The sequence below is a fragment of the Caballeronia insecticola genome (assembly GCF_000402035.1).
GTDB classification, from domain to species: domain Bacteria; phylum Pseudomonadota; class Gammaproteobacteria; order Burkholderiales; family Burkholderiaceae; genus Caballeronia; species Caballeronia insecticola.
The window spans coordinates 677,253-700,891 of sequence record NC_021288.1 but is presented as its reverse complement, the minus strand read 5'-3'; the positions used below and the strand labels follow the sequence as shown (position 1 = coordinate 700,891).

21 protein-coding genes are annotated in these 23,639 nt (G+C 65.5%); 8 read left to right on the top strand and 13 right to left on the bottom strand.

From position 1 onward, the window contains the following. The first annotated feature begins 125 nt into the window (after positions 1 to 125). The gene (locus BRPE64_RS23810; protein WP_044043145.1) at positions 126 to 770 is read left to right on the top strand and encodes a DsbA family oxidoreductase; all 645 of its coding nucleotides are present in this window, start codon (positions 126 to 128) and stop codon (positions 768 to 770) included. Between the two features lie 150 nt (positions 771 to 920). Next, entirely contained in the window at positions 921 to 2,282 is a 1,362-nt protein-coding gene (locus tag BRPE64_RS23805; protein WP_016347456.1) for an LLM class flavin-dependent oxidoreductase, read from the top strand. Between the two features lie 44 nt (positions 2,283 to 2,326). Here BRPE64_RS23805 and BRPE64_RS23800 read toward each other — a convergent pair whose 3' ends face one another. Continuing rightward, entirely contained in the window at positions 2,327 to 3,616 is a 1,290-nt protein-coding gene (locus tag BRPE64_RS23800; protein WP_016347455.1) for an MFS transporter, read from the bottom strand. A 48-nt stretch (positions 3,617 to 3,664) separates the two neighbouring features. After that, a complete protein-coding gene (gene phnA / locus BRPE64_RS23795; protein WP_016347454.1) occupies positions 3,665 to 4,888 on the bottom strand; it encodes a phosphonoacetate hydrolase in 1,224 nt (407 codons plus the stop codon). Between the two features lie 98 nt (positions 4,889 to 4,986). Between phnA and BRPE64_RS23790 the strand changes: the two genes are divergently transcribed. Next, a complete protein-coding gene (locus BRPE64_RS23790; RefSeq protein ID WP_016347453.1) occupies positions 4,987 to 5,892 on the top strand; it encodes a LysR substrate-binding domain-containing protein in 906 nt (301 codons plus the stop codon). 19 nt (positions 5,893 to 5,911) lie between these two features. Here the strand turns inward: BRPE64_RS23790 and BRPE64_RS23785 are convergent, their stop codons facing one another. Genes BRPE64_RS23785 through BRPE64_RS23745 form a run of 9 tightly spaced genes read right to left on the bottom strand, consistent with a single transcriptional unit; the run spans position 5,912 to position 14,255 of the window. After that, entirely contained in the window at positions 5,912 to 6,265 is a 354-nt protein-coding gene (locus BRPE64_RS23785) for a RidA family protein (protein WP_044042930.1), read from the bottom strand. Between the two features lie 51 nt (positions 6,266 to 6,316). Then, complete coding sequence (locus BRPE64_RS23780; RefSeq protein WP_044043144.1) at positions 6,317 to 7,468, bottom strand: NAD(P)/FAD-dependent oxidoreductase; 1,152 nt, start codon at positions 7,466 to 7,468, stop codon at positions 6,317 to 6,319. 22 nt (positions 7,469 to 7,490) lie between these two features. Then, positions 7,491 to 8,897, bottom strand: coding sequence for an NAD(P)/FAD-dependent oxidoreductase (locus tag BRPE64_RS23775; RefSeq protein ID WP_016347450.1), 1,407 nt, complete (start codon positions 8,895 to 8,897; stop codon positions 7,491 to 7,493). Beyond that, complete coding sequence (locus tag BRPE64_RS23770; RefSeq protein WP_016347449.1) at positions 8,887 to 9,246, bottom strand: (2Fe-2S)-binding protein; 360 nt, start codon at positions 9,244 to 9,246, stop codon at positions 8,887 to 8,889. The genes BRPE64_RS23775 and BRPE64_RS23770 overlap by 11 nt, the downstream gene beginning before the upstream one ends. A 7-nt stretch (positions 9,247 to 9,253) precedes the next feature. After that, complete coding sequence (locus BRPE64_RS23765; protein ID WP_044042928.1) at positions 9,254 to 10,390, bottom strand: NAD(P)/FAD-dependent oxidoreductase; 1,137 nt, start codon at positions 10,388 to 10,390, stop codon at positions 9,254 to 9,256. Continuing rightward, positions 10,387 to 11,184 carry an ABC transporter permease gene (locus tag BRPE64_RS23760; protein ID WP_016347447.1) on the bottom strand — a complete coding sequence of 266 codons (798 nt, stop codon included), beginning with the start codon at positions 11,182 to 11,184 and terminating at the stop codon, positions 10,387 to 10,389. Before BRPE64_RS23760 ends, BRPE64_RS23765 begins: the two co-directional genes overlap by 4 nt. A gap of 16 nt (positions 11,185 to 11,200) precedes the next feature. Then, entirely contained in the window at positions 11,201 to 12,073 is an 873-nt protein-coding gene (locus BRPE64_RS23755) for an ABC transporter permease (RefSeq protein WP_016347446.1), read from the bottom strand. Continuing rightward, a complete protein-coding gene (locus BRPE64_RS23750) occupies positions 12,060 to 13,157 on the bottom strand; it encodes an ABC transporter ATP-binding protein (RefSeq protein ID WP_016347445.1) in 1,098 nt (365 codons plus the stop codon). Before BRPE64_RS23750 ends, BRPE64_RS23755 begins: the two co-directional genes overlap by 14 nt. 30 nt (positions 13,158 to 13,187) lie before the next feature. Next, positions 13,188 to 14,255, bottom strand: coding sequence for an ABC transporter substrate-binding protein (locus BRPE64_RS23745; RefSeq protein WP_016347444.1), 1,068 nt, complete (start codon positions 14,253 to 14,255; stop codon positions 13,188 to 13,190). Positions 14,256 to 14,415: 160 nt separating this feature from the next. On the opposite strand from BRPE64_RS23745, the gene BRPE64_RS23740 reads away from it, so the two are divergent. Next, positions 14,416 to 15,357, top strand: a complete 942-nt coding sequence (locus BRPE64_RS23740; RefSeq protein WP_016347442.1) for a LysR substrate-binding domain-containing protein — start codon at positions 14,416 to 14,418, stop codon at positions 15,355 to 15,357. A 3-nt stretch (positions 15,358 to 15,360) separates the two neighbouring features. Here BRPE64_RS23740 and BRPE64_RS23735 read toward each other — a convergent pair whose 3' ends face one another. After that, the gene (locus BRPE64_RS23735; protein ID WP_016347441.1) at positions 15,361 to 16,317 is read right to left on the bottom strand and encodes a LysR family transcriptional regulator; all 957 of its coding nucleotides are present in this window, start codon (positions 16,315 to 16,317) and stop codon (positions 15,361 to 15,363) included. Positions 16,318 to 16,446: 129 nt separating this feature from the next. On the opposite strand from BRPE64_RS23735, the gene BRPE64_RS23730 reads away from it, so the two are divergent. Together BRPE64_RS23730 and BRPE64_RS23725 are read left to right on the top strand one after the other, a co-directional pair. After that, positions 16,447 to 18,501, top strand: coding sequence for an oxidoreductase (locus BRPE64_RS23730; protein ID WP_016347440.1), 2,055 nt, complete (start codon positions 16,447 to 16,449; stop codon positions 18,499 to 18,501). A gap of 51 nt (positions 18,502 to 18,552) precedes the next feature. Continuing rightward, a complete protein-coding gene (locus BRPE64_RS23725) occupies positions 18,553 to 20,130 on the top strand; it encodes an ABC transporter substrate-binding protein (RefSeq protein WP_016347439.1) in 1,578 nt (525 codons plus the stop codon). Positions 20,131 to 20,160: 30 nt separating this feature from the next. Here BRPE64_RS23725 and BRPE64_RS23720 read toward each other — a convergent pair whose 3' ends face one another. Continuing rightward, on the bottom strand, positions 20,161 to 21,033 hold the full coding sequence (locus tag BRPE64_RS23720) for a GNAT family N-acetyltransferase (protein ID WP_044043142.1): 873 nt from the start codon (positions 21,031 to 21,033) through the stop codon (positions 20,161 to 20,163). A 243-nt stretch (positions 21,034 to 21,276) separates the two neighbouring features. On the opposite strand from BRPE64_RS23720, the gene BRPE64_RS23715 reads away from it, so the two are divergent. Together BRPE64_RS23715 and BRPE64_RS23710 are read left to right on the top strand one after the other, a co-directional pair. Then, complete coding sequence (locus tag BRPE64_RS23715) at positions 21,277 to 22,755, top strand: aldehyde dehydrogenase family protein (RefSeq protein ID WP_016347437.1); 1,479 nt, start codon at positions 21,277 to 21,279, stop codon at positions 22,753 to 22,755. 205 nt (positions 22,756 to 22,960) lie between these two features. Then, positions 22,961 to 23,629, top strand: a complete 669-nt coding sequence (locus tag BRPE64_RS23710; protein WP_016347436.1) for a haloacid dehalogenase type II — start codon at positions 22,961 to 22,963, stop codon at positions 23,627 to 23,629. The last annotated feature ends 10 nt before the right edge of the window (positions 23,630 to 23,639 follow it).

Below are 23,639 nucleotides of genomic sequence, written 5' to 3'. Positions count from 1 at the left end.
CGTGAATGAGCGGAGAATGAGGCCGCTTCGCGCATCACTCGTCGCGCGCCGACATGCACGGACTGCAAGCCCGCGTGATTTGCGCTAGCCTTCCAGATTCGTTCCGTTTTTTTTCGATCACGATCATGACTCGCGCTCTTCAAATCGACTTCGTTTCCGACATCGCCTGCCCATGGTGCGCCGTCGGCCTGGCTTCACTGCAACGCGCGCTGGAGCGTCTGGGCGACAGCGTCGACGCACACATCACGCTGCATCCGTTCGAACTGAATCCAAACATGGCGCCTGAAGGCGAGGCACTTGTCGATCATATCGGCCGCAAATATGGCCGCACGCCCGAGCAGATCAAAGAGGCGCAGGCGACAATCCGCGAGCGCGGCGCGCGTGAAGGTTTCGCGTTCGGCGAGCGCAACCGCATCTACAACACGTTCGATGCGCACCGGCTGCTGCACTGGGCGCAGATCGAAGGCAAGCAGTTGCCGCTCAAGCTCGCGCTGCTGCGCGCCTATCACGGCGAGGGCCGCGATCCCGGCAATCCGGACGTGCTGATCGAGGCGGCGCAGAGCGTCGGGCTCGACGGCAATCGCGCGCGCGAAGTGATCCAAAGCGGCGCCTATGCCGATGAAGTGCGCGCCGAAGAGCGCGAGTTTCAGCAACTGGGCATTCAGTCGGTGCCCGCGATCATCCTCGACCGGAAGTATCTGGTGAGCGGCGGCCAGCCGTCGGAAGTGTTTGAAGAAGCGATCCGAAAGATCATCGACGAGAAGGCGTAACGTTCGCGCTTAAGCGTCACTCACGCGATACGCATATCGTTCGCCGCGATATCCGTATCGCGTTTTCTTCGTTTGCGCGCGCCGCACGCGCCTGTACATTGGCTCTCCTCGAACAGCAGTCCGCGCGCGGACGCGAAGGAAAACTGAGCCATGACTCGACGAAGCGGACATCTGCATCTCGGCGCATTTCTTTATCCCACGGGTCATCACATCGCGGCATGGCGGCATCCGCATGCCGTGGCCGACGCGGGCAGCAATTTCGCGCACTACGTGCAGCTTGCGCAGGCGGCCGAAGCGGCGAAGTTCGATCTCGTCTTTCTCGCCGACGGCTCCGGCACGCGCGGCGACGATCCGCAATTCCTGAGCCGCACCGCGCATAGCTACGTCGCGCAATTCGAGCCGCTCACGCTGCTGTCGGCGCTCGCGGCGGTGACGCAGCGCATCGGGCTGGTGGGCACCGCATCGACGTCGTTCAACGAGCCGTATCACATCGCGCGCAAGTTCGCGTCGCTCGATCACATCAGCGGCGGGCGCGCGGGCTGGAATCTCGTGACGTCGTCGAGCGAACACGAGGCGCGCAATTTCGGCTTCGACGAACATCTCGCGCACGCGCATCGCTATGAACGCGCCGACGAATTCGCGGATGTCGTGACGGGCCTTTGGGATAGCTGGGACGAGGACGCATTCGAACGCGACAAGGCGTCCGGGCGTTACTTCGATCCGGACAAGCGCCACGTGCTGAATCATCGCGGTGCGTTTTTCAGGGTGCGCGGGCCGTTGAACGTCGCGCGGGCGCCGCAGGGGCATCCGGTGATCGTGCAGGCGGGATCGTCGGAGGCGGGCAGGGCGCTCGCTGCGCGCACCGCCGAGGTGATCTTCACGGCGCAGCAGACGCTCGCGGACGCCGTCGCCTTCTATGCCGACGTGAAAGGCCGCATGGCGCGCTACGGCCGTCATCCGGATGCGCTCAAGATCATGCCGGGCGTGATGCCGATCGTCGGCCGCACGGAAGCCGAGGCGCGCGCGAAGTTCGACGCGTTGCAGGCGCTCATCGACCCGGCCGTGGGACTCGCGATGGTGTCGGCGCTGACGGGCGGCTTCGATCTGTCGCCGTATCCGCTCGACGGCCCGATTCCCGAGCTGCCCGAGACCAATGCGAGCAAGAGCCGCCAGACGCTGATGATCGAACTCGCGCGGCGCGAAAACCTCACGATTCGCGAGCTGGTTCGGCGCATCGCCGGGGCGCGCGGACACTGGCAACTGGTCGGCACGCCCGCGCAGATCGCGGATGCGTTGGAGGAACGCTTCGTGAATCATGGCGCGGACGGCTTCAACGTCATGCCCGCGCTGCTGCCCGATTCGCTCGACGACTTCATCGAACTGGTGTTGCCCGAACTGCGGCGGCGCGGGCTGTTTCGCAGCGAATACGAAGGACGCACGCTGCGGGATCATCTGGGTCTCGACAAGCCGCGTTCGCGGCATGCCGGAACCGCCGAGGAATATGCCGCATGACAAAAGCAGCCGCGCACGTCGCTCGATGAGGTGTCGTGCGCCGCTCAACGCTTGATCAGCATCGACATCAGCGCGCTCGTCGCACACAGACCGGCCACGATCGGAAAGATGATCGACGTATGCCCGGTCGCGTCGATCACGTGGCCGATCACCGGCTCGCCGACACCCGCGAACGCGTAGGACATCGTGTTGAGCACGCCGGTTGCCGTGCCTGCCGCGCGTCGTCCGAACAGATCGGGGCAGAGCGCCCAGAAGGACGAGGCCGGGCCGAACACGAAGAAGCCGCACAGGAACAGCAGGCCGACCCCGAGCATGCTGCCGTGCGGGACGAACATCATGCACACGGCCGTCGCCGAGGCGAGCACCATGTACCAGACGATCGCCACGTAGCGTTTGCCCTGAAACAGCACGTCGGAGATCCAGCTGTTCGACAGCGAGCCGAGCGCCATGCCAACCGGCAACGCGACCGTGATCCACTTCGGATCGATCAGCGACGACGAGGTCTTCCAGTCCATGCCGAGGAAGTGAACCGGCACCCACACGACGAGCGCATAGCGCGCCGCGTTCTGCAGGCCGATCGCGAGGCCCGTGATATAGAGCTTCCAGTTTTTGAGCACGAGCAGATAGCGTTGCGCGCTGCTCAACTCGTCGCCGGCGGAACCCGGCGCGGTGTCGCCGGCGTCTCGTTCCACGGCGGGAAGACGTTTGTCCTCGGGACGTTCGGCGACGAACAGCAGCAGGACCAGCGCGCCGAGCAGCATCGAGAGCGGCGCGAGGCGGAAGATCCAGATCCAGCCGAGATGCATCGTGCCGAGAATCAGCACCGGCAGAATATACGCGAGCACCGACGAAAAGCCCGAAAACCCCACGTATACGCCGTACACGAAGCCGCGATTCTTGTGCCCCCACCAGTTCGACAGCAGGCGGCTGCCGGGCGCGAAACCCATCGACTGGAAATAGCCGTTCAGGCCCCACGCCAGCAGAAAGAACAGGAACGAGTGGCCGAAGCTGAACAGCCAGTTCGCCGCGAGCGAAAGCAGCGCGCCCGCCACCATCATGGTCTTGCCGCCGAGCTTGTCGCCGAGATTGCCGTTGATGAACTGGCCGCCCGCATAGCACCACAGCATCGTCGCGCTGATCCAGCCGATTTCGTATTTCGACAGCCCGTAGTCGAGCTGAATCCCGCTGACCGCGAAGCCGAGCGTCTGCCGGCCGGTGTAATAGAAGAGATAGCAGAACGTGACGCCGATGAGCGCGCGCCATCTGTATTGCGCGAACGTCGTCTCGCGGCGCGATGCTTCGTATTCCAGAATATCCGGTGTATCCGAGGGCATGATGTCTCCTTGCAGGCGCGATTCTGTGTCGCGCTCGCGGTGTCGGGATCAGTCGAGGTGATTGAGCGCGAGATCGAATGCGTCGAAGTTGCGCAGACGCCGCGTGTCGTCGAGGCCGCTCAGCTTGCGGTTGAAGAGAAGCGGCACCTTCTGTTCGGAGACGCCGCCGTGCGAGCGCAGCGGCATGGTCAGGCCAGAAAGATCGTGCTGGTCGGACGCGCTGCCGAGCACGGTGAGGCGCTCGCCGAGCACCACGAGATCGCCGATGCGGTCCGGCGGCAACTCGAAACGCTCGCACGCCGTGGCGCGCGTCAACACCGCTTCGACGCCCGCGATGCCGGCGAGAAAGGCGCTCACTTCGTCGTGCCGGTCGAGCTCGCGCAGATATACCGTCGCATACGAGCCGAGCGCGCCGTGATGCACGACATACGGATCGGTGATCGGCAGGATGACGCGCGTGCTTTCGTCGCCGAAGCGGGCATCGAGCCGGTCCTGCAGGAACACGATGCGCGGGCGTCCGGCCGAGTCGGTCTTCGCGTTCATGCCGTGATCGGCGGTGATGGCGAGCACCGCGCCTACGTCGTGATACTGCGCGAAGTAGCGGTCCATCATCGCGTAGAACGCGTTGGCCTCGGGCGTGCCCGGCGCGTGCTTGTGCTGCACGTAGTCGGTCGTGGACAGATACATCAAATCAGGACGTTCCCGGCGCAGCAGCGAAAGGCCCGCCGCGAACACGAATTCCGACAGTTCCGCGCTGTACACCGAAGGCACCGGCATGCCCACGCGTTCGGTCATGCCGGTGACGCCGTGCACTTCCACATCGAGTTGATCGGCTTTTTCCGCCGAGAAGCAGATGCCCTGCAGGCCGTGCCCGAGCAGCGCGCGCAGCTTGTCCTTCGCCGTGACCACGGCCACGCGCTGCCCGGCGCGCGCCATCTCCGCGAGGATCGTCGGCGCGCGCAGATACTTCGGGTCGTTCATCAGGACTTCGTTGCCCGTCTCCGGGTCGAAGAAGAAGTTGCCGCAGATGCCGTGCACGGACGGCGGCGCGCCCGTCACGATGGACAGATTATTCGGGTTGGTGAACGACGGCAGCACGCAATCGCCCGTCAGCACCGTGCCTGAACCGGCGAGCTGCGCGAGGAACGGGGCCTGACCGGCGAGGATCGCCTGGTTGATGTATTCCTGCTCGCAGCCATCGACACACACGACGATGGTCGGCGCGGCAGGAATACGGTAGTGGCGGGAGTTGACTTCGATCTGGGAGGACATGAGCGCACCTTTCTGGTTGAGTCGGATTCCAGCGTAAGATGAGCGATCCACTCACACAACCGAAAAAAAGACGCGGTACCTGTCAAGAAAACTCACATATGCGACACAAGCTTCCCCCTCTCAACGCGCTGCGGGTATTCGAAGTCGCGGCGCGCGCGGGCAGCTATTCGGCTGCGGCGCGCGAGCTCAACCTGACGCACGGCGCGGTGAGCCGGCATATTTCCATTCTGGAAGACTGGCTCGACCAGCCGCTGTTCGCGCGCGACGGCCAGAGCATGGTGGCGTCGTCGCATGCGCGGGCGTTCGCACGCGAGATCAGCGCGGCGTTCGATCACATCGCCGATGCGGCCGAGCGCTATGGCAAGAACCAGCGCGTGAAGGTGATCCGCGTGAGCGCGTCCGCGACCATGGCAATGCGCTGGCTGATTCCCCGTTTGCCGCGTTTCGCGGAGCAGTATCCGGATGTCGATGTGCGCGTGTCCACCGCAATGTCGACGGAGCCCGCGCTCAGGGGCAGCTTCGACGTCGCGATTCGCCGGCACGTTCCGCCCGGCGGACAGTTCCAGAGCTGGCCGTTGTTTCAGGAGCGCAATACGGTGATCGCGAGTCCGTGGCTGATGGCGCAGACGGGCGTGTCAGGCGCCTGGGAAGTAGGCGGGCTGGCGTCCGTGACCTGGCTCACGAGCGAGACGCGTCCCGGCGACTGGGAAAGCTGGCTCGAAGCGGCAGGCGAGCCGTCGCTGCGCGCCAATCGGATGCTGAGGTTCGATCACTTCTTCGTGACGCTGCAAGCCGTTGTCGATGGACTGGGCTTCGGCATCGGGCCGTTTCCGACGCTCGATGCCGATCGCGAAGCCGGGCGCGTGCAGGTGCCGTTTCCCGAGATCGGCGCGAAGGGTTCGACGTACTACGCGCTGGTCCCGCTCGATGCGGACAAGCCCGTGCACATGCGCGACTTCATCGACTGGCTGAGAGCGAGCGGCGAGGCGGCGGCGCCGGAATAGCGCACGCCGGGGTTGCGTATCAGGCGAGCGCCACGACGGCAATCTCGACGAGCAACGCGGGCGACGCGAGCTGCGCCTGAACCGTTGCGCGCGCCGGTGCGCAGCCTTGCGGCACCCATGCGTCCCACACTTCGTTCATGCCGCCGAAATCGCGGGCGATGTCCGCGAGCCAGACCTGCGCCGAGATGAGCCGCGTCTTGTCGATGCCCGCTTTCTCCAGGAAGCCGTCGATCTTCTCCAGCACGCGGGCGGTCTGGAGCTTGATGTCGGGCGTGAGATCGGCGGACGTCTGACCGCCGACGAACACGAGGCCCGCCGCCTTGACGACGCGGCTCATGCGCTGATTGGTGTCGATTCGAACGATATCGTTCATGCGTGTTTCTCCGTTGAAAGTCGATGTGCTCAATGAGTGCTCAATGTGGACTCAATGAGCGACCAAAGGCGATGCATCCGCGCCCGCCTGCGCCGCGTGGCGCGCGAAGCGATCGATGGCGAATGCATCGAGTGAAAGCGACGGCGTGCCGTCGAGCATCAGTTCGGACACGAGCTTGCCGCAGCCCGGCCCGAGCTGAAAGCCGCTGCCGCAATAGCCGAACGAGTAGTACAGGTTCGCGGCCTTGCGGCTCGCGGAAATCACCGGCAATTCGTCTTCCGTGAAGGCCTCGACGCCGGCCCACGCGCGATTCACGCCGAGATGGCGCAAGTGCGGAAAGAGATCGGTGACGGTGCGCGCGCTTTTCACGAGCCGCACGAAGTCCACTTCGCCGTGCCGATTCGCCAGGTCCGCGATGCCGATCAGCTTGCCGCCGATCACCACCGTGCCGTTATCGAACTGCTTGAACGAGAGCGGCCGGCCTGTCGCGCCGAGCGTCGCGCGGCAAAACGGCGCGACGCGATGCGTCACCATCAGCATGAGTCCTTCCGGATGCACAGGCACCGGCTCGCCCACCTGTTTCGCAAGCTCGCCGGACCACGCGCCCGCCGTAACGAGCAGCTTTTCCGCGCTGAACGTGCCGCGCGGCGTGTGCGCAAACCAGCGCGTGCCGCGTTGTTCGATGCGACGCACCGGCGTGCCTTCCAGAAAGCGCGCGCCGAGCCGTTGCGCGGCGAGACGGAATGCGGTGGTCGTGCGAAACGGCAGCGCGTAGCCGTCGCGCTCGACCCAGATGCCGCCCGTCACGTGCTTCGCGAGCGCCGGTTCGAGTTCGAGCACGCTCGCGCGGTCGATCACCTTTTCGTGCGTGAAGCCATGCGCTTCGAGCAGCGCGACGCGCTGGCGGCAGGCTTCGAGCTCGTCGTCGGTTTCGGCGATTTTCAACTGGCCCGATGCGACGAAACCGCCGTCCTCGCCGATGAAATCCGTCATGCCGTGCCAGATTTCACGCGACATCAGCGCGAGCGGAATTTCCGGCAGCGGACGCCCGAGCGTGCGCACGCCGCCCGCGTTGACGCCCGACGAATGGCGCGCGACATAATCGGCTTCGAGCACGATGACCTTCGCGCCGCGGCGTGCCGTGTGAAACGCGCTGCTCGTGCCGTGCAGGCCGCCGCCGATCACGAGCACGTCCGCTTCCATCGGCGCGGTGGCGTCGTTCGCGTCATTCACCGGCGAGTTCTCCGAGCGTGAGCGGTTTGATCGGCGGACGAATGCGGTAATAGCCGACTTCGCCGGGCGAGACGCCGCGCGCATCCGCAATCACTTCCGTCACCGTGAGGCCGCACATGCGGCCCTGACACGGTCCCATGCCGCAGCGCCCGAACGACTTCGCCTGATTCGGCCCGACGCAGCCCAGTTCGACGAAGCGGCGCAATTCACCCGCCGTGACTTCCTCGCAACGGCACACGATCGTCTCGTTGCCCGGAATGCGGTTGATGTGGCGCGGACGGTAGAGGCTGTCGAGAAACGGCCGGATGCGCATCACGCCCGCGAGCGCGCGGCGCAGCGGGGCGGCTTCGGCGTCGCGGGCGGCTTGAGCGACGGCATCGAGTTGCGCCGCGGCGGCCAGTCCCGCAAGCGTGCCCTGCAACGCGGCCGCCTGCGCGCCGCCGATACCCGCGCCATCGCCCGCAATGAAGATGCCGGGCACATCCAGTTCGCCCCAGGCGTCGGTCTTCGGCGTGAAGCATAACTGGGCATCGTCCCAGCGATGCGCCGCGCGCAACGCCTGCGTGAACTGCGTATTCGGTACGACGCCCTGATGCAGCAGGATCACATCGGCTTCGATGCGCTGCGCCGCGCCTTGCGTCGAAAACGCCAGCGCGTGCGCATGCTCGACGCCGTCCGTGCCGATGCGCGACTCCACGCGCAGATCGTCCGCCGCCTCGAAAATCGGCACGCCCGCTTCGCGCAGCGTGCGGATCAGTTGCAGCCCCTTCGACAAGAACGGCCACGCGCGCAACGCCGACAACATGTGCCGCTTCGCACGCCAGCGATCTTCGTGGCGCGTCGTATCGACGAGTGCGCGGATCGGCACGCCGGCGCGCACGTATTGCCAGCCGAGCAGATAAAGCAGCGGCCCGCAGCCCGCGAGCACCGGCGGCGCGGCGGGCACTTCGCCGGCGCTTTTCAGGAGGATCTGCGCGGCGCCCGCCGTCAACACGCCGGGCAGCGTCCAGCCGGGAATCGGAAAGGGCCGCTCCAGCGCGCCGCTCGCGAGAATCACGCGCTGCGCATCGAACGAGCCGATCTTGCCGTCCTTCAGATAGTTGACGCTGCACTCGCGCGTGACTTGCCACACGCTCGCGCCGGTCAGGTGACGCGCACCCGATGCCGCGAACGCTTCGGCAATCGCCGCGCCCGCCGCGTAGTCGGGGCCGAGAATCTGCTTGCGGCGTGCATCGGCGCGGCCGATCGCGCGATAGATCTGGCCGCCCACGGTGTCCTGCTCGTCGATCAGCACGGTTTCGAGACCGGCGCGGGCGGCGCGCGTCGCGGCGCTCATGCCGGCGGGACCGGCGCCGACCACGACGACATCGACGGTTTGCGAAGCGAAATCAGCGGCCATGCGCGTTCTCCAGCGGGACATCGGCATCGATCGACGGCGGCAGGTCGCGCGCGCCTTCCTGCGAGCGCACGCGCATGCCGGCCTGCACTTCGACCATGCAGCTCTGGCGGCTCGGCACGCCGTCGATCTCGACCAGGCATTCGAAGCACGCGCCCATCATGCAGTAGGGCGCGCGCGGCGCACCCGAGACCGGCGTCGCACGAAAGCGCGAGACGCCTGCCGCGAGCAACGCCGCCGCGACCGAACGGCCGGCGGGCACGGCAAGCGGTGCGCCGTTGAAGAAAATCTCGATGCTGGCGTCGCGCGAATCGGCGAGCGGCCTGAAGAGCGTGTGTGTCGATGAAGTCATAAGGCACTCAATGAGCGGTAGTCAGTTCCTGCGCGTTCTCGAAGCGGCGCGCGGAGAACACGGGCAGTTCGTCGGGCATCGGCGCGCCCAGAATCCACGGCGACACGCGCAGCACATGCGCGGCGGCGAGCGTCACGCCGCTGTGGCAGGTGACGACGAACGCGCCCGGATGCGCCTCGGATGCGTCGTAGATCGGGAAGCCGTCGGGGCTGTAGACGCGCAGCGCCGCCCACATGCGCACGAGCCGCACGTGCCGGAGCATCGGAAAGGCGCGCACGCCGCGCCGGGCGATATCGGCGAGCACGGGCGTCGTCGTGAGATCGTCGAAGCCGACTTCTTCCATCGAATCGCCGAACTGCACGCTGCCTTCGTCGGTCTGGCGCACGTTGAGCGTCGGATACGACAGAAACGGCGCGACGCGTTCGCTCACCAGCACCTGTCCGCGATTCGGCGCGACCGGCGCATTCAGTCCGACGAACGGCGCGAGCGCGCGATTGCCGAGTCCGGCCGCCAGCACGACACGCCCCGCGCGATACGTCCCGCGCTTGCCGTGCACGGTGAAGCCGTTCGCCTCCGGCACGATGCGCAGCGCCCGCTCCGCCGACACGAGTTGCACGCCGCGCGCCTGCATCGCGACGTGCAGCGCGCGCAGCAGCTTGAGCGGATTCACGTGCCCGTCCATCGGCGTATAGCTCGCGCCGATCACATCCGGGCCGATCTGCGGAATGCGCTCGCGCACTTCGGCGGCGCTCATCATCTGAAACGGGTAGTCGCCGAGTTCGGCCTTGAGCGTCGCGAGGCGTTGCTCGCGTTCGGCGAACTCCGCGTCGTTGAAAAGGAACTGGAAGCCGCCCGGCTGACGCAAGGCCACATCGACGCCGGTCTCGTTCAGCAGGGCTTGCGCGAGGGCGGGCCAGCGCGTCGCGGAACTGCGCGACCAGCTCGCATACGGCGACAGGCCGTAGCCCTTGCCCTGAATCCATACGAGGCCGAAGTTGCCGCGCGAGGCGCGAAAGCCGCCGTCGTCTTCGTCGAGCACGGTCACGCGCGCGCCTTCGCGAGCGAGGCCGTAGGCGACGGCCGAGCCGACCAGGCCGCCGCCCACGACGATCACATCGGGGCTGGCGGAGCTTGAAAATGTCATCGGGCTTCTCCGATCAGAATGCGATCCAGTCCGACCATGCGGTCGAGCAGAATCATCAGCAGAACCGTGCCGACGATCAGCACCGCCGAGACGCTTGCGACCAGCGGATCGATCGTCTGCGCGATCTGGTTGTACATGGCGACGGGCAGCGTGGTGGTGCCGGGCGTCGCAACGAAGATGGTCATGGTCAGCTCGTCGAAGCTCTGGATGAACGACAGCACCCAGCCGCCCGCGACGCCCGTGCGGATCATCGGCAGCACCACGCGGCGAAACGCGGTGAAGCGGCTCGCGCCACAGGACAGCGCGGCGCGCTCAGCGTCGCGGTCGAGGCCGACGGCGGAGGACAGCGCGAGCCGCAGCGCATACGGCAGCACGATGATCACGTGCGCGGCGACCAGCGACCAGAACGAGCCCGACAGATGCAGCAGCGAGAGAAAGCGCAGGAACGCGATGCCGAGCACGACGGCGGGGATCATCATCGGCGAGAGAAAGAAGCTCGTGAGCGCAGCGCGGCCCGGAAAGCGATAGCGCGCGATCGCGAGCGCCGCCGGCACCGCGAGCAACACGCCGATGGTCGCCGCCGCGAACGCGAGCCGCACCGACAGCCAGAACGCCGCGACGATATCGCCGTTCTCGATGATCGCGCGAAACCAGCGCAGCGACGCGCCGTCGAAAGGCATCGAAATAAAGCCCTTGTCGGTGAAGGCCACGAGCATCACCACCGCGAGCGGCGCCATGATGAACGTGAGAAAGCAGGCGTTGAAGGCGAGCCCGAGAAAGCCGTTGCGGTTCATGAGGGTTCTCCGGAACTCAGTCGAAGATGTGCCGGAAGCGACGTTCGGCGAGGCGGCTGCAACCCATCACGATCGCGACGTTCGCAATCAGCAGCAGCACCGCGATGCTCGCGCCGAGCGGCCAGTTGAGCGTGCCGAGGAATTCGTCGTAGGCGGCGGTGGCGACCACTTTGAGACGCCGTCCGCCGATCAGCGCGGGCGTGGCGAACGCGGACGCCGACAGCGCGAACACGATGATCGAGCCCGACAGCACGCCCGGCATGATCTGCGGCAGCACCACGCGGCGGAACACCGCGAACGGCGAGCCGCCGAGCGAGCGGCCGGCCCATTCCACTTGCGGGTCGAGCTTTTGCATCGTCGCCCAGACCGACATCACCATGAACGGCACCAGCACATGCGTGAGCGCGATGATCATGCCCGTCATCGTGAAGACGAGGCGGATGGGTTCGTCGGTGATATGCAGCGCCTGCAGCACGTTGTTGAGCACGCCGTTGTTGCCGAGCAGAATCTGCCAGCCGAGCGTGCGCACGACGACCGAGATGAGCAGCGGCCCGAGCACGATCAACAGACACAGCGACTGCCACGGCCGCTTCATGCGCGCGAGCACGATGGTCTCCGGCACGCCGAGCACGATAGACAGCAACGTGACCGCGAACGCGAGGCCGGCCGTGCGCAGAAAGATCGTGCCGTAGTACGGGTCGCTCACCACTTCCCAGTAGTTGCCGAGCGTATAGACGGACGTGACGCCGGCCGTATCGCTGAACACGCGGAACGACAACATCAGCGTGAGCATCAGCGGCACCAGCAACAAGCCGATGAACAGCAGCAGCGCGGGCCCCGACAGCAGCCACGGCGCGGCGCCGGGGCGGGTGTCGTCAAGCGTGGCCATGAGCGTTCTCCTTCGCGTTCGGCGCGTCTTGCGTGAGCACGCGCAGGTCGTCGTCGGTCCAGGCGAGGCCCACTTCGTCGCCTTCTTCGGGCGGCGGCGCGCCGTGGTTCGGCTGCGCGACACGCAGCTTGCCGAGTCCGGTCTCCACTTCCAGCAGCCATTGATTGCCGACGAACACGCGCGTCGCGATGCGTCCGCGCACGCGGGCATCGGCCGGATTGCCGTTCGCGAGATGCACTTTCTCGGGACGGATATAGACGTTCACCGCGCCATCGACATGACGGCCTTCGTGCGGCACGTGCAGCGTGGTGCCCGCGACATCGACGATCGCGCAGCGCGGATTGCGCCGCAGCACTTCGCCGGAGAACGCATTGGTGCGCCCGAGGAAGGTCGAGGCGAACGGCGTTGCGGGGCGCTCGTAGGCGTCGTAGGGCGTGGAGAGTTGCGCGATCGTGCCGCGATGCATCACCGCGATGCGGTCGCTCATCGTCATTGCTTCGACCTGATCGTGCGTGACGAGGATCGTCGTGATGCCGAGGCGCTTCTGGATCGCGCGCAATTCGATGTGCATTTCCTCGCGCAGCTTGGCGTCGAGGTTGGACATCGGCTCGTCGAGCAGCAGCAGTTCGGGCTGCATGGCGATGGCGCGCGCAATGGCGACGCGCTGCCTCTGGCCGCCCGACAGCTCCTTCGGATAACGATGCCCGAGTCCGTTCAGACGCACGAGCGCGAGCGCCTCGGCGACGCGTTCATCGCGTTCGCGGCGCTTGACCTTGCGCATCTCCAGCCCGAAGCCGACGTTGCCCGCCACCGTCATGTGCGGAAACAGCGCATAGCTTTGAAACACCACGCCGAGGCCGCGTTTCTCGGGGCGCTCGTTCGTGATGTCGCGGCCGTCGAGCGTGATGCGGCCCGTCGTCGGCGCGACGAAGCCCGCGATCATTTGCAGCGTCGTCGTCTTGCCGCAGCCGGAAGGACCGAGCAGCGCCAGCAGTTCGCCGCGTTCGACATCGAGATCGAGCTGTTCGATCGCGGTGAAATCGCCGTATCGTTTGGAGATGCCTTGCAGAGTCAGAAAGGCCATATGCCTTGCTCCTTCAAGCCGGGTGGAGGATCAACGCTCGACCGACCGGTTCCATCGCTCGGTCCACTCGGTGCGATGCTGGTTGATCGTGGTCCAGTCCATCGCGGTGAGTTTCGAGATTTGCTCTGGGCCATAGGGCACGCGCGCGGCCACTTCGGGCGTCAGCTTGACCGTCTTGTTGACCGGACCGAGCCCGATGTTCTGCGCCTGCAGCATCTGCACTTCGGGGCTCAGGAGGTACTGCACGAATTGCTGCGACAAGGCGGGCTGCGCATTCTCCGCGACGGCGCATGCCGCCACCTGCAACGCGACTGCGCCTTCCTTCGGGTAGATGAACTTGAGCGGGAAGCCGGTGTTCTGCAGCGCCACTGCGCGGCCGCTGCCGTAGGGCGCGAGGATCACGTCGCCCGACTGCATCTGACCGTCCATTTCGCCGGGCGTCGGCGCCCAGGACAGCACGTTGGGCGCGACCTGCTTCGTCATTTCGGCGAAGCCCGGATCGATGTTCTTCTCGCCGCCGCCGGACAGACGCGCGAGCATCACGAGCGTATGCAGGCCGTAGGTGTTGGTGATCGGCGGCACGCCGAGCTTGCCCTTGATGCGCTTGTCGGTGAGCGCCTTCCACGAATCGGGCGGCGGCAGGCCCGCCTTCTTGAAGGCCTCTTCGTTGTAGCCGATACCCGTCGCCACCATGCCGACGCCCACCGACGTCGCGCCGAGTTTCGCGAGCGGATAGATGTCGTTCATCACGGGCGCGTCGTCGAGCTTCGCGCACAGGTTGAGCTGCATCGCCTGATACATGGGGCCGTCGTCCATCACCGCGACGTTGATCTGCTGATGGCCCTTCTGCGCCTGCAATTTGGCGAGCGTGTCGCTCGAATTGCCCGCCACGTAGACGATCTTGACGTTGTGCGCCTTCTCGAACGGAGGAATGATTTTCTGGCGATACAACTGCTCGTTCGAGCCGCCGACGTTGGCCACATACAGCGTGGTCTCGGCCTGCGCCAGAAGCGGCGCCGCGAGCGCGCCGGAGATCGTGACACCCGCCAGAACGGCGCGGGACAGGACGGACAGACGGCTATGCGGCGCGCTTCTCATGACGACGATCTCCAGTTCCGGTACGTGTGGGGAGCGGGCTCGCAGCCCGTCGATGAAATGCAGTTTCGCGCCGTGAATACATATCGTCCAATACGAATAAAATACCTAGCTATGCAGGGATGATATGAATCGGGATCAGCGAGAATAGGGAAAACACGCAATGAATCTGAAGCACATCGAGGCCTTTCGTGCGGTGATGGTGTCCGGATCGATGACCGCCGCGGCCAAGGCGCTCTTCACGTCGCAGCCCAATGTGAGCCGTCTGATCTCGCAGCTGGAGCGCGAAACCGGCTTGCAGCTTTTTCAGCGCAGCGGCGTGCGGCTCATCCCGACGAGCGAGGGCACGGCCTTCTTCCGCGAAGTCGAACGCGCGTTCGTCGGCTTGCAGGGACTGGCGAACGCGGCGGCGCAAATCCGCAATCTCGGCAGCGGCCGCCTGCGCATCGCGGCAATGCCGTCCGCCGGCATGACGCTCGTGCCGCACGCAATCAAACGTTTCGTCGAGCGGTTTCCGGAAGTGACGGTGTCGCTGCATGTGAATACGTCGGGCACGGTCAATCACTGGACGGCATCGCAGTTCTGCGATCTCGGCGTCGCGGTGTATGTCAGCGAGGCGTCCGATTGCGAGGTCGAGCAGTTGTCGAAGGTCGCCGCCGTCTGCGTGATGCCCGCGAGTCACAGGCTGGCGAAAAAGCGCGTGATCCGGCCCGAGGACCTGGAGGGCGAGTCGTTCATCTCGCTGTGTCACGGCGACGGCACGCGCGCGCTGATGGACGAAGTGTTCCAGCGCGCGGGCGTGAAGCGCGTGCTCGCAATCGAAGCGCAATACACCGCAATGTGCTGCGAGATGGTCCGCCACGGCATGGGCGTGACGCTCGCGCATCCGATCGTCGCGCGCGATTACGCGGGGCCGGAAATCGCGATCCGGCCGTTCCTGCCGGCAACGCTCTTTCCCACCTATCTGCTGTTTCCGCCGCATCGGCCGCGCGAGCGGCTGGCGTCTGCGTTCGTCGAGGTCCTGCGCGAATTGCATGAGGAACTGCTGGCGGAAGTCGTCGCGCCGACGCGGCGTGCGCGTTCGCGCGCAGCTTTGCAGGCATGACGTTCAGACGGAGGCGGCGCGGCTGCGGCAGATCGCCGTCATCGGTGCGAGCACGCGTCGTGCGCCGTCGAGTTCCTGCTTCATTTCGTCGATGAGCCATTGCGCGACGCGGCGCGTGTTCTCAGACGGATTCGACGAGCGGTATTCCAGCACGTAATGACAGCCGGTGTCGATATACCGGTTCCATGCAGGGATCACCTTGCCCTCGTTGAGCGGCGCGGCGATTGCGAGCAGCCAGCCCAGCACGACGCCCTGGCCGAGCATCGCGCATTGCACGGCGAGGCCCGGATCGGTGTGATGCACGGCGCGGCCGATGCCTCGATTCGCGAGTCCCGTCGCCCGGTGAAAGTCGGCCCATGAATGCGTGGTCACGTCGAGATGAATGTAGGCGTGACCTTCGGCGCTCTTCGCCGCATCATCGAGCGCGCCGAATTCGGCCAGATAATTCGGACTGCATATCGGCACGATGATCTCCGGACACAGACACGACGGATCGTTTTCCGAGCCGGGTCCGTGCAGGCGGATGCCCAGGTCCGCATCGTCGAGCGGCCCGTATAGCCGTCCCGGCATGACCTGCAAACGGAGATTGACGGTGGGAAACGCCTGGCGGAATGCGGCATAGCGCGGCAGAAGCCACAGCGCGGCAAAGCCGCTTGCCAGCGAGAGCGTGACGATTTCGCCGCGAGCCAGATCGCGTTTGAGTTCTTCGATCGTGTCACCGATCTGCCCGAAGCCGGACGCGACGGCGCGCTGCAATGTTGCACCGCGATCGGTCAGGGTTAGCCCTGACTTCGTGCGGTCGAAGAGCCTGAAGCCGAGCGCGTCTTCGAGGCGCGCCACCATGCGACTCACGGCGACGGGCGTCACGTTCAGCTCGCCGGCCGCCTTGGTGAAGCTCAACAGCCGCGCGGAAGTTTCGAAGACGAGCAGCGCCTGCAGCGAAGGAAGTCTGAGACTCATGCAACACCATGTTATGGGGCCTGCATCCATTTGTAATTTGACGGCGCGTATTGGCTTCCCTACCTTGATTGCGACGCCCGACTTCCGGCTCACTTTCGCCTTACTTCGCCTCACTTCATCAGGCAGGCCATGACGACCCACACCGAGAACCGCGCCGCCGCTCCCGCTTCGTCGGACCCGTTGCTTCAGCCGTTCACGCTCAAACATCTGCAGCTCAGGAATCGCGTGATGAGCACGAGCCATGCGAGCCGCCTGACGCGCGACGAGTTCCCGCAAGAGGTCTATCAACGGTATCACGAGGAAAAGGCCAAAGGGGGACTCGCGCTGACGATGTTCGGCGGTTCGTCGAACGTGAGCATCGACAGTCCGAACACGTTCCAGCAGATCAACGTGGCCACCGACGCTGTCGTGCCGCATCTGCGGCGCTTCTCCGATCGCATCCATACGCACGGTGCGGCGCTGATGTGCCAGATCACGCATCTCGGGCGGCGCGGCGATGCATACACCGAGCCGTGGCTGCCGATGCTCGCGCCATCCGCCGTGCGCGAGACGCTGCATCGCGCAATGCCGCAGGCGATCCATGACGCGGACATCCGCCGCGTGATCCGCGATTTCGGCCTTGCGGCCAGGCGTTGCCGCGAGGGCGGACTGGACGGCATCGAGACGCATGCGGGCGGGCATTTGATCGGCCAGTTCATGGACCCGACCGTGAATCTGCGCACCGACAAATACGGCGGCTCGACCGTCAATCGCGTGCGTTTCGCGATCGAGGTTCACGAAGAAATCAGAAAGCAGGTCGGCGATGATTTCATCGTCGGCTTTCGCTTCGCGCTCGAAGACGGATGCAGCTTCGAGGAAGGGCTGGAGATGTCGCGCATTCTCCAGCGTACCGGCCTGTTCGATTTCTTCAACGTCGTGTTCGGCCGCATGGACACGAAGATGTCGCTTGCGCTCAACTCGATGCCGGGCATGTTCGTGCCGTCCGCGCCGTGGCTGCCGAAAGCCGCCGCGTTCAAGCGCGCGGTGGATCTGCCCGTCTTCCACGCCGCCAAGATCGCCGATCTCGCCACCGCGCGCTATGCCATTCGCGAAGGCCTGCTCGACATGGTCGGCATGACGCGCGCGCATATCGCGGAGCCGCATCTCGTGAAGCTCGTGGAAGCGGGCAGGGAGGACGAAGCGCGGCCGTGCGTCGGCGCATCGTTCTGCCGCAACTTTCGCGCGACCTGCATCCATAATCCGGCGACATCGCGCGAAACGTATCTCACGCACGACATACCGAAAGCGCAACACAGGAAGCGCGTGTTGATCGTCGGCGCGGGACCCGCGGGCCTCGAAGCCGCACGCATCAGCGCGACGCGCGGCCACGACGTGACCGTGCTCGAAGCGAACTCGTCGGCGGGCGGGCAAATGCTGCTCGCGGCAACCGGCAGTTGGCGGCGCGACCTCATCGGCATCGTCGACTGGCGCGTGACGCAGCTCGACAAGCTCGGCGTCGATGTGCGCTACAACCACTACGCCGAAGTGAGCGACGTGCTCGATCATCGCGCGGACGTGGTCATTATCGCGACGGGCGGACTGCCGAATCTCGACGGCCTCCCGGGCGGCGAACTGTGCAAGTCCGTCTTCGATGCGCTCACCGAACCGCCGCCGCGTCAGGGCAGCGTGCTCGTCTACGACGGCACCGGGCGGCACAACGCGTATCTGTGCGCCGAACGCTATGTCGATGCGGGGCTCGACGTCTCGCTCGCGCTGATCGACAGCATGCCCGCACAGGAGACCGGCGGACGCGGCGACGATCAGGTCTGGATGCGCGACATCGCGCGCTGGGACGTGCCCGTGCGCACCAACGTCGAGTTGATCGAAGTGAGCGCCGCACCTGGCGGCAAGCGCCGCGCCGTGTTCCGTCATCATCTGACCGATGCGCTGATCGAAATGGAAGCGGATCACGTCGTGGTCGAGCGCGGCATGCTCGCGGTCGATGATCTCTTCGAAGCGGCGCGCATGTACTCGGTCAACGACGGCTACACCGATCTCGACGCATTCGCGACCGGCCAGCCGCAACCCCAGACCCAGGCGCGCGAAGCAGAGCAATTTCATCTGTACCGCATCGGCGACGCGAGCGCGTCGCGCGATATTCACACGGCCATCTACGACGCCTACAGGCTATGCCTGGCGCTGTGAAGGCGACGCTGCAACGTATCCGCAAAAACGACATGACCGAGCGAGGCTGACATGACATTGCCGAAGGAACTGGTTGTCGCCGATCCTGGCCGCCGCAAGGCGATGAAGACGCTGGCCGTTGCGGGCGCGGCAGGCATCATCTTGCCGGGCACGGCATCGCTCGCGTTCGCCGCGACGGAGCCCGCGCCACAGCGCGGCGGACGCATTCGCGTGGCGCTCGCGAACCAGTCGCTGATGGATTCGCTCGATCCCGCGAAGGGCACACATACGGGCGACTACTCGCGCGCCTACATGTTCTACAGCGGTCTCACCGAACTCGACGCCGACTTCAAGACGCAGAACGCACTCGCGGAAAAACTCGAATCCGACGACTTCGTGAAGTGGACCGTCACGCTTCGCTCCAACGTGCATTTCCACGACGGCAAGCCGCTTACGCCCGACGATGTCGTGTTCTCGCTGATGCGCCACAAGGACGCGGCCACCGCGTCGAAAGCGAAGTCCATCGCGGACGGTTTCAGCTCGATCAAAGCGGCCGGGCCGCTCAAGGTGGAGATCACGCTCACCGAACCGAACGTCGATCTTCCGGCGCTGCTCGCCATTCCGCACTTCGTGATCGTCGCCGCGAACACGACGGACTTCTCGAAAGGCAACGGCACGGGGCCGTTCGTGTGCAAGGAATTCACGCCGGCGCAACGCTGTATCGGCGCGCGCAATCCGAACTTCTGGAAGCCGGGCCGTCCGTATCTCGACGAAGTGGAGATCATCGGCATCGGCGATGACGCGGCACGCACCAATGCGCTGCTCGCGGGCGACGTGCAACTCGTGTCGCCGCTGCCCGCGCGCGATGTCGAACGCGTCAGGCAGACGGGCAAGGTGACGATACTGGAAAGCCCGTCGCAGCTCTATTCCGATCTGGCGCTGCGGCAGGACATGATGCCGACGAGCAGCGCGGACTTCAACGAAGGCATCAAGTATCTGCACGACCGGCCGCGCATCGTCAACGTGATGCTGCGCGGTCACGGCACGCTCGCGAACGATCATCCGGTGCCGGAGTGGCATCCGTATTTCATGAAGGGATTGCCGCAGCGCGCCTTCGATGCGGACAAGGCACAGTTCCACTTCAAGAAGGCGGGCACGCCGGGCGCGCGCGCGGAGATCGTCGCGCCGCCGTCCGTGGAGACCGCGCTCGATTCCGCCATGATGATCCAGCAGGCCGCGAAGGACGCGGGCGTCGACATCAATGTTCGCCGCGTGCCGGCGGATGGCTACTGGTCGACGTATTGGATGAAATACCCGATGACCTACGGCTCGATCCTGCCGCGTCCGACGCTCGATCTGCTGTACACGCAGTTCTTCCGCTCGAATGCGAACTGGAACGAGTCGGGCTGGAAGAACGCGCAGTTCGATCAGCTGCTGGTGCAGGCGCGCCGCGAGCGCGACGAGGCAAAGCGCAGGCAGATGTACGGCGACATGCAGACGATCGTCTACGAGAAGAACAGCCTCGTGATTCCCGCGTTCATCAACTTTATCGATGCGCAGAGTTCGAAGCTGCGCGGCCTGAAGGGCAGTCCCTCGGGCCGCGTGATGGGTTACCGGTTCGCGGAGTTCGCGTGGCTTCAGCAGGCGTGACGCCCGGCGCTGCCGGTGTTGATGCCCGCCTCACCACAGCGCCTGGCTCGTCAGCGCGTACTGCGCGAGCGTGCCATCGGCGAGCGGCAGGCCGTTGAGCGACATTTGCTCGATGGTATCGACGAGCGGCAGCCCGAGCCCTTCGAGCCAGGACGAAAGACCGTGACGCAATGGCGTATCGACGCGGACGAACATGCCCGCGTTCAGCGCGAGCCAGTAGCTGATCAGCGCCTTGGCGCGGCTCTCATCGGGCGATTCGGGCGCGATCACCGGGCCGATCACATGGCCGTCGCCGAAACGCCGGAACAGCGCGAAGCCGATCAGTTCGCCGTCGCGATCGAGCGCGATGCCGCTTGCCACATCGAGCAATGGCGGGAGCATCGCGGTGCGATCCAGTCCGCTTGCCCGCGACGCGAGTTCGGCGAGACGCGGCGTGTCCTTCGCGCCGATCGGGCGCAGGCGCTCGCCCGGCGGCAGCGAAACGAGCGGCGGCTGAAACGCCGCGCCCTGATGCTGATGAATCGTGTCGATGCGCGTGAAGCCGCGTGCCTCGCACAAAGGCCTGCCTTCATTGGATGCGTGGATCAGCAGTACGCGCGGTCCGAGGGTTGCGATCAGGCGTTCGAGCAGCCCGCGTCCGATGCCGCGCCGCTGATATTCCGGCGCCACGATGAACATGCCGAGCGTCGCGGCATGCGCGCCGAATTGAAATGCGAGCGCCGTGCCGACGAGTCGCCCGTCGCGGTCGACGGCCGCAAAGCCGCGGCCAAGACGCGCCGCGAAGCGCCAGTCGTCCGCGCGATGCCGCCATTTGACGGACGCCGACAACGCCAGCGCCGCGGGAATGTCGTCGAGCGTGAAAGCCCGGTATTCGGCCACATCGTTCTTGCTTGAGTCGGGCACGCCGGCCTCCTCGGTCCAAAGACAGTTATCGAGACTGTGACATCGCGCAGCGCGGCTGGCTAGGACGATCTTCCTGTTCACGGCCTGCGCGGGCCGCCGCAAGTGGTGCAACGCAAAACCGCCGGTTATCGCGGCAAGAACGCGCGTGCTGTGCTGAATCGGCAATTTTGTCGGCGAAATATGCGGGTGCGCCGGTCCTACGATGGAGTCCTGTCAACGCAACATTCCGGAGGAACCACGCATATGGACTGTTTCGATCCCGCCAGCATCGGCATCCGGAGCGGGCATTTCATCGGCGGCGAACTGATCGATGCGGGCGCCTCGCGTATCGATGTGGCGCGGCCGTCGGATGGTGTCGTGTATGCGTCGGTGCCGGTCGCGGACGGCGCGCTGATCGACTACGCCGTGCAGAACGCATGGAGCGCGTTCAAGCATGGCGACTGGGCCCGCCGTGCGCCGCGCGAGCGTGCACGCGTATTGCGCCGGTTCGCCGATCTCGTCGCCGCCGACGCCGCCACGCTCGCGCCGCTCGAAGCGCTCGGCTCGACCCGTCCCGTGCGCGATGCGTACCACTGGGACGTGCCGTTCACCGCCGAGAGCATCCGCTTCTATGCGGAGTTCGCCGACAAGCTCGGCGGCGATGTCGCGGCGACCGATCATCGGCATCTCGGCATGACGATCGCCGAGCCGTATGGCGTGATCGGGGCGATCGCGCCGTGGAATTTTCCGCTCGTGATGGGCATATGGAAGACCGCGCCCGCGCTCGCGGCGGGCAACGCGGTGGTGCTGAAGCCGTCCGAGATGACGCCGTTCTCCGCGCTGCGTCTCGCCGAGCTGGCGCTCGAAGCTGGCGTGCCGCCGGGCATCTTCAACGTGATTCAGGGCGATGGCCGCACGAGCGGCGATGCGCTCGTGCGTCATCCGCGCATCGGCAAGGTGACGTTCACCGGATCGACGCGCACCGGCGCCGCGATCATGGCGGCGTGCGCGGAGACGGGCACCAAGCCCGTCACGCTCGAGCTGGGCGGCAAGAGTCCGCAGATCGTCTTCGCGGATGCACCGCGCATCGACGACGTGGCGCGGCGCATTGCGGGCGCGATCACGGGGAATGCGGGGCAGGTCTGCGTCGCGGGGTCGCGCCTGCTCGTGCAACGCGCGCTTGCCGACGAACTGACCGAGCGCATCGCGCAGGCCTTCGGCGAACTCAAGGCCGGCGCGACGTGGGCTGCGGGCACGACCTTGCCGCCGATCATCTCGGAGCAGCAGGCGGAGCGCATCGACGGGATCGTACGGCGCAGCATCGCGGGCGGCGCGAGCCTGCGTTGCGGCGGCCGGCGCGCGGATGCAGCGACGCCGGGCGCGTTCTACGCGCCCACCTTGCTGTGCGATGTCACGCAGGACAACGAGGCCGTGCGTCAGGAAATTTTCGGCCCGGTACTGACCGTGCAGACCTTCGATACCGAAGAGGAAGCCCTCGAACTCGCGGCGCACCCCGACTATGGTCTTGCAGCGGGCGTGCATACCGCGGACATTGGCCGTGCGCTGCGGCTGGTGCGCGGGCTCGAGGCGGGCACCGTATGGGTGAACCGCTACGGCCGCACGAGCGACTTCGTGATTCCGACGGGCGGCTACAAGCGCTCGGGCATCGGCAAGGATCTCGGCCGGCAGGCTTACGAAGCGAATCTGCGTTTCAAGAGCGTGCTTATCGACACTGAAGGCTGATACGCACGATCGTTCGCGAGGGTTCTCACGGAGCGCCGCATTTTGTGCTGTGGCAACGCCTCAAAACGCATCACTTGTGTGGTTGCACGGCACGCAATCGACGCCATCCGTCATTTTTGCACTGGTTAAATTTTCCTCAACGCAACGCTGTTCCCCGTTTTCAACCGAACTCCGGACGGGTTCATCACACGACAGGACCGACACCATGATCGATTTTGAGCCGAAGTACATCACGTTCGACTGCTACGGCACGCTGACGAAATTCCGCATGGCCGATATGGCTCGCGAAATGTACGCCGACCGCCTGCAAGGCGACGACCTCGAGCAATTCGTGAAGTTTTTCGCGGGCTATCGCCGCGACGAAGTGCTCGGCGCATGGAAGCCGTATCGCGACGTGATCGTCAACTCGGTGCGCCGTGCATGCGCGCGCATGAACGTCGAATTCAACGAAGCCGAAGCCGAGAAGTATTACACCGCCGTGCCGACCTGGGGCCCGCATCCGGACGTGCCGGAAGGGCTTTCGCGGCTGGCGACGAAATACAAGCTCGTGATCCTGTCGAATGCATCGAACGATCAGATTCAGAGTAACGTCGACAAGCTGGGCGCGCCGTTTCATCGCGTGTTCACGGCACAGCAGGCGCAATCGTACAAGCCGCGCATGCAGGGCTTCGAGTACATGTTCGACCAGCTGAACTGCAATCCGGAAGACGTGCTGCATGTGTCTTCGAGCCTGCGCTACGACCTGATGACCGCGCACGACATGGGCATCAAGCACAAGGCGTTCGTCAAGCGCGGCCACGAACCCGGCACGCCGTACTACGAGTATTACGAAGTGGACACCATCGGCGATCTCGCCACGCAACTCGGTCTTTGAGCACTTCATA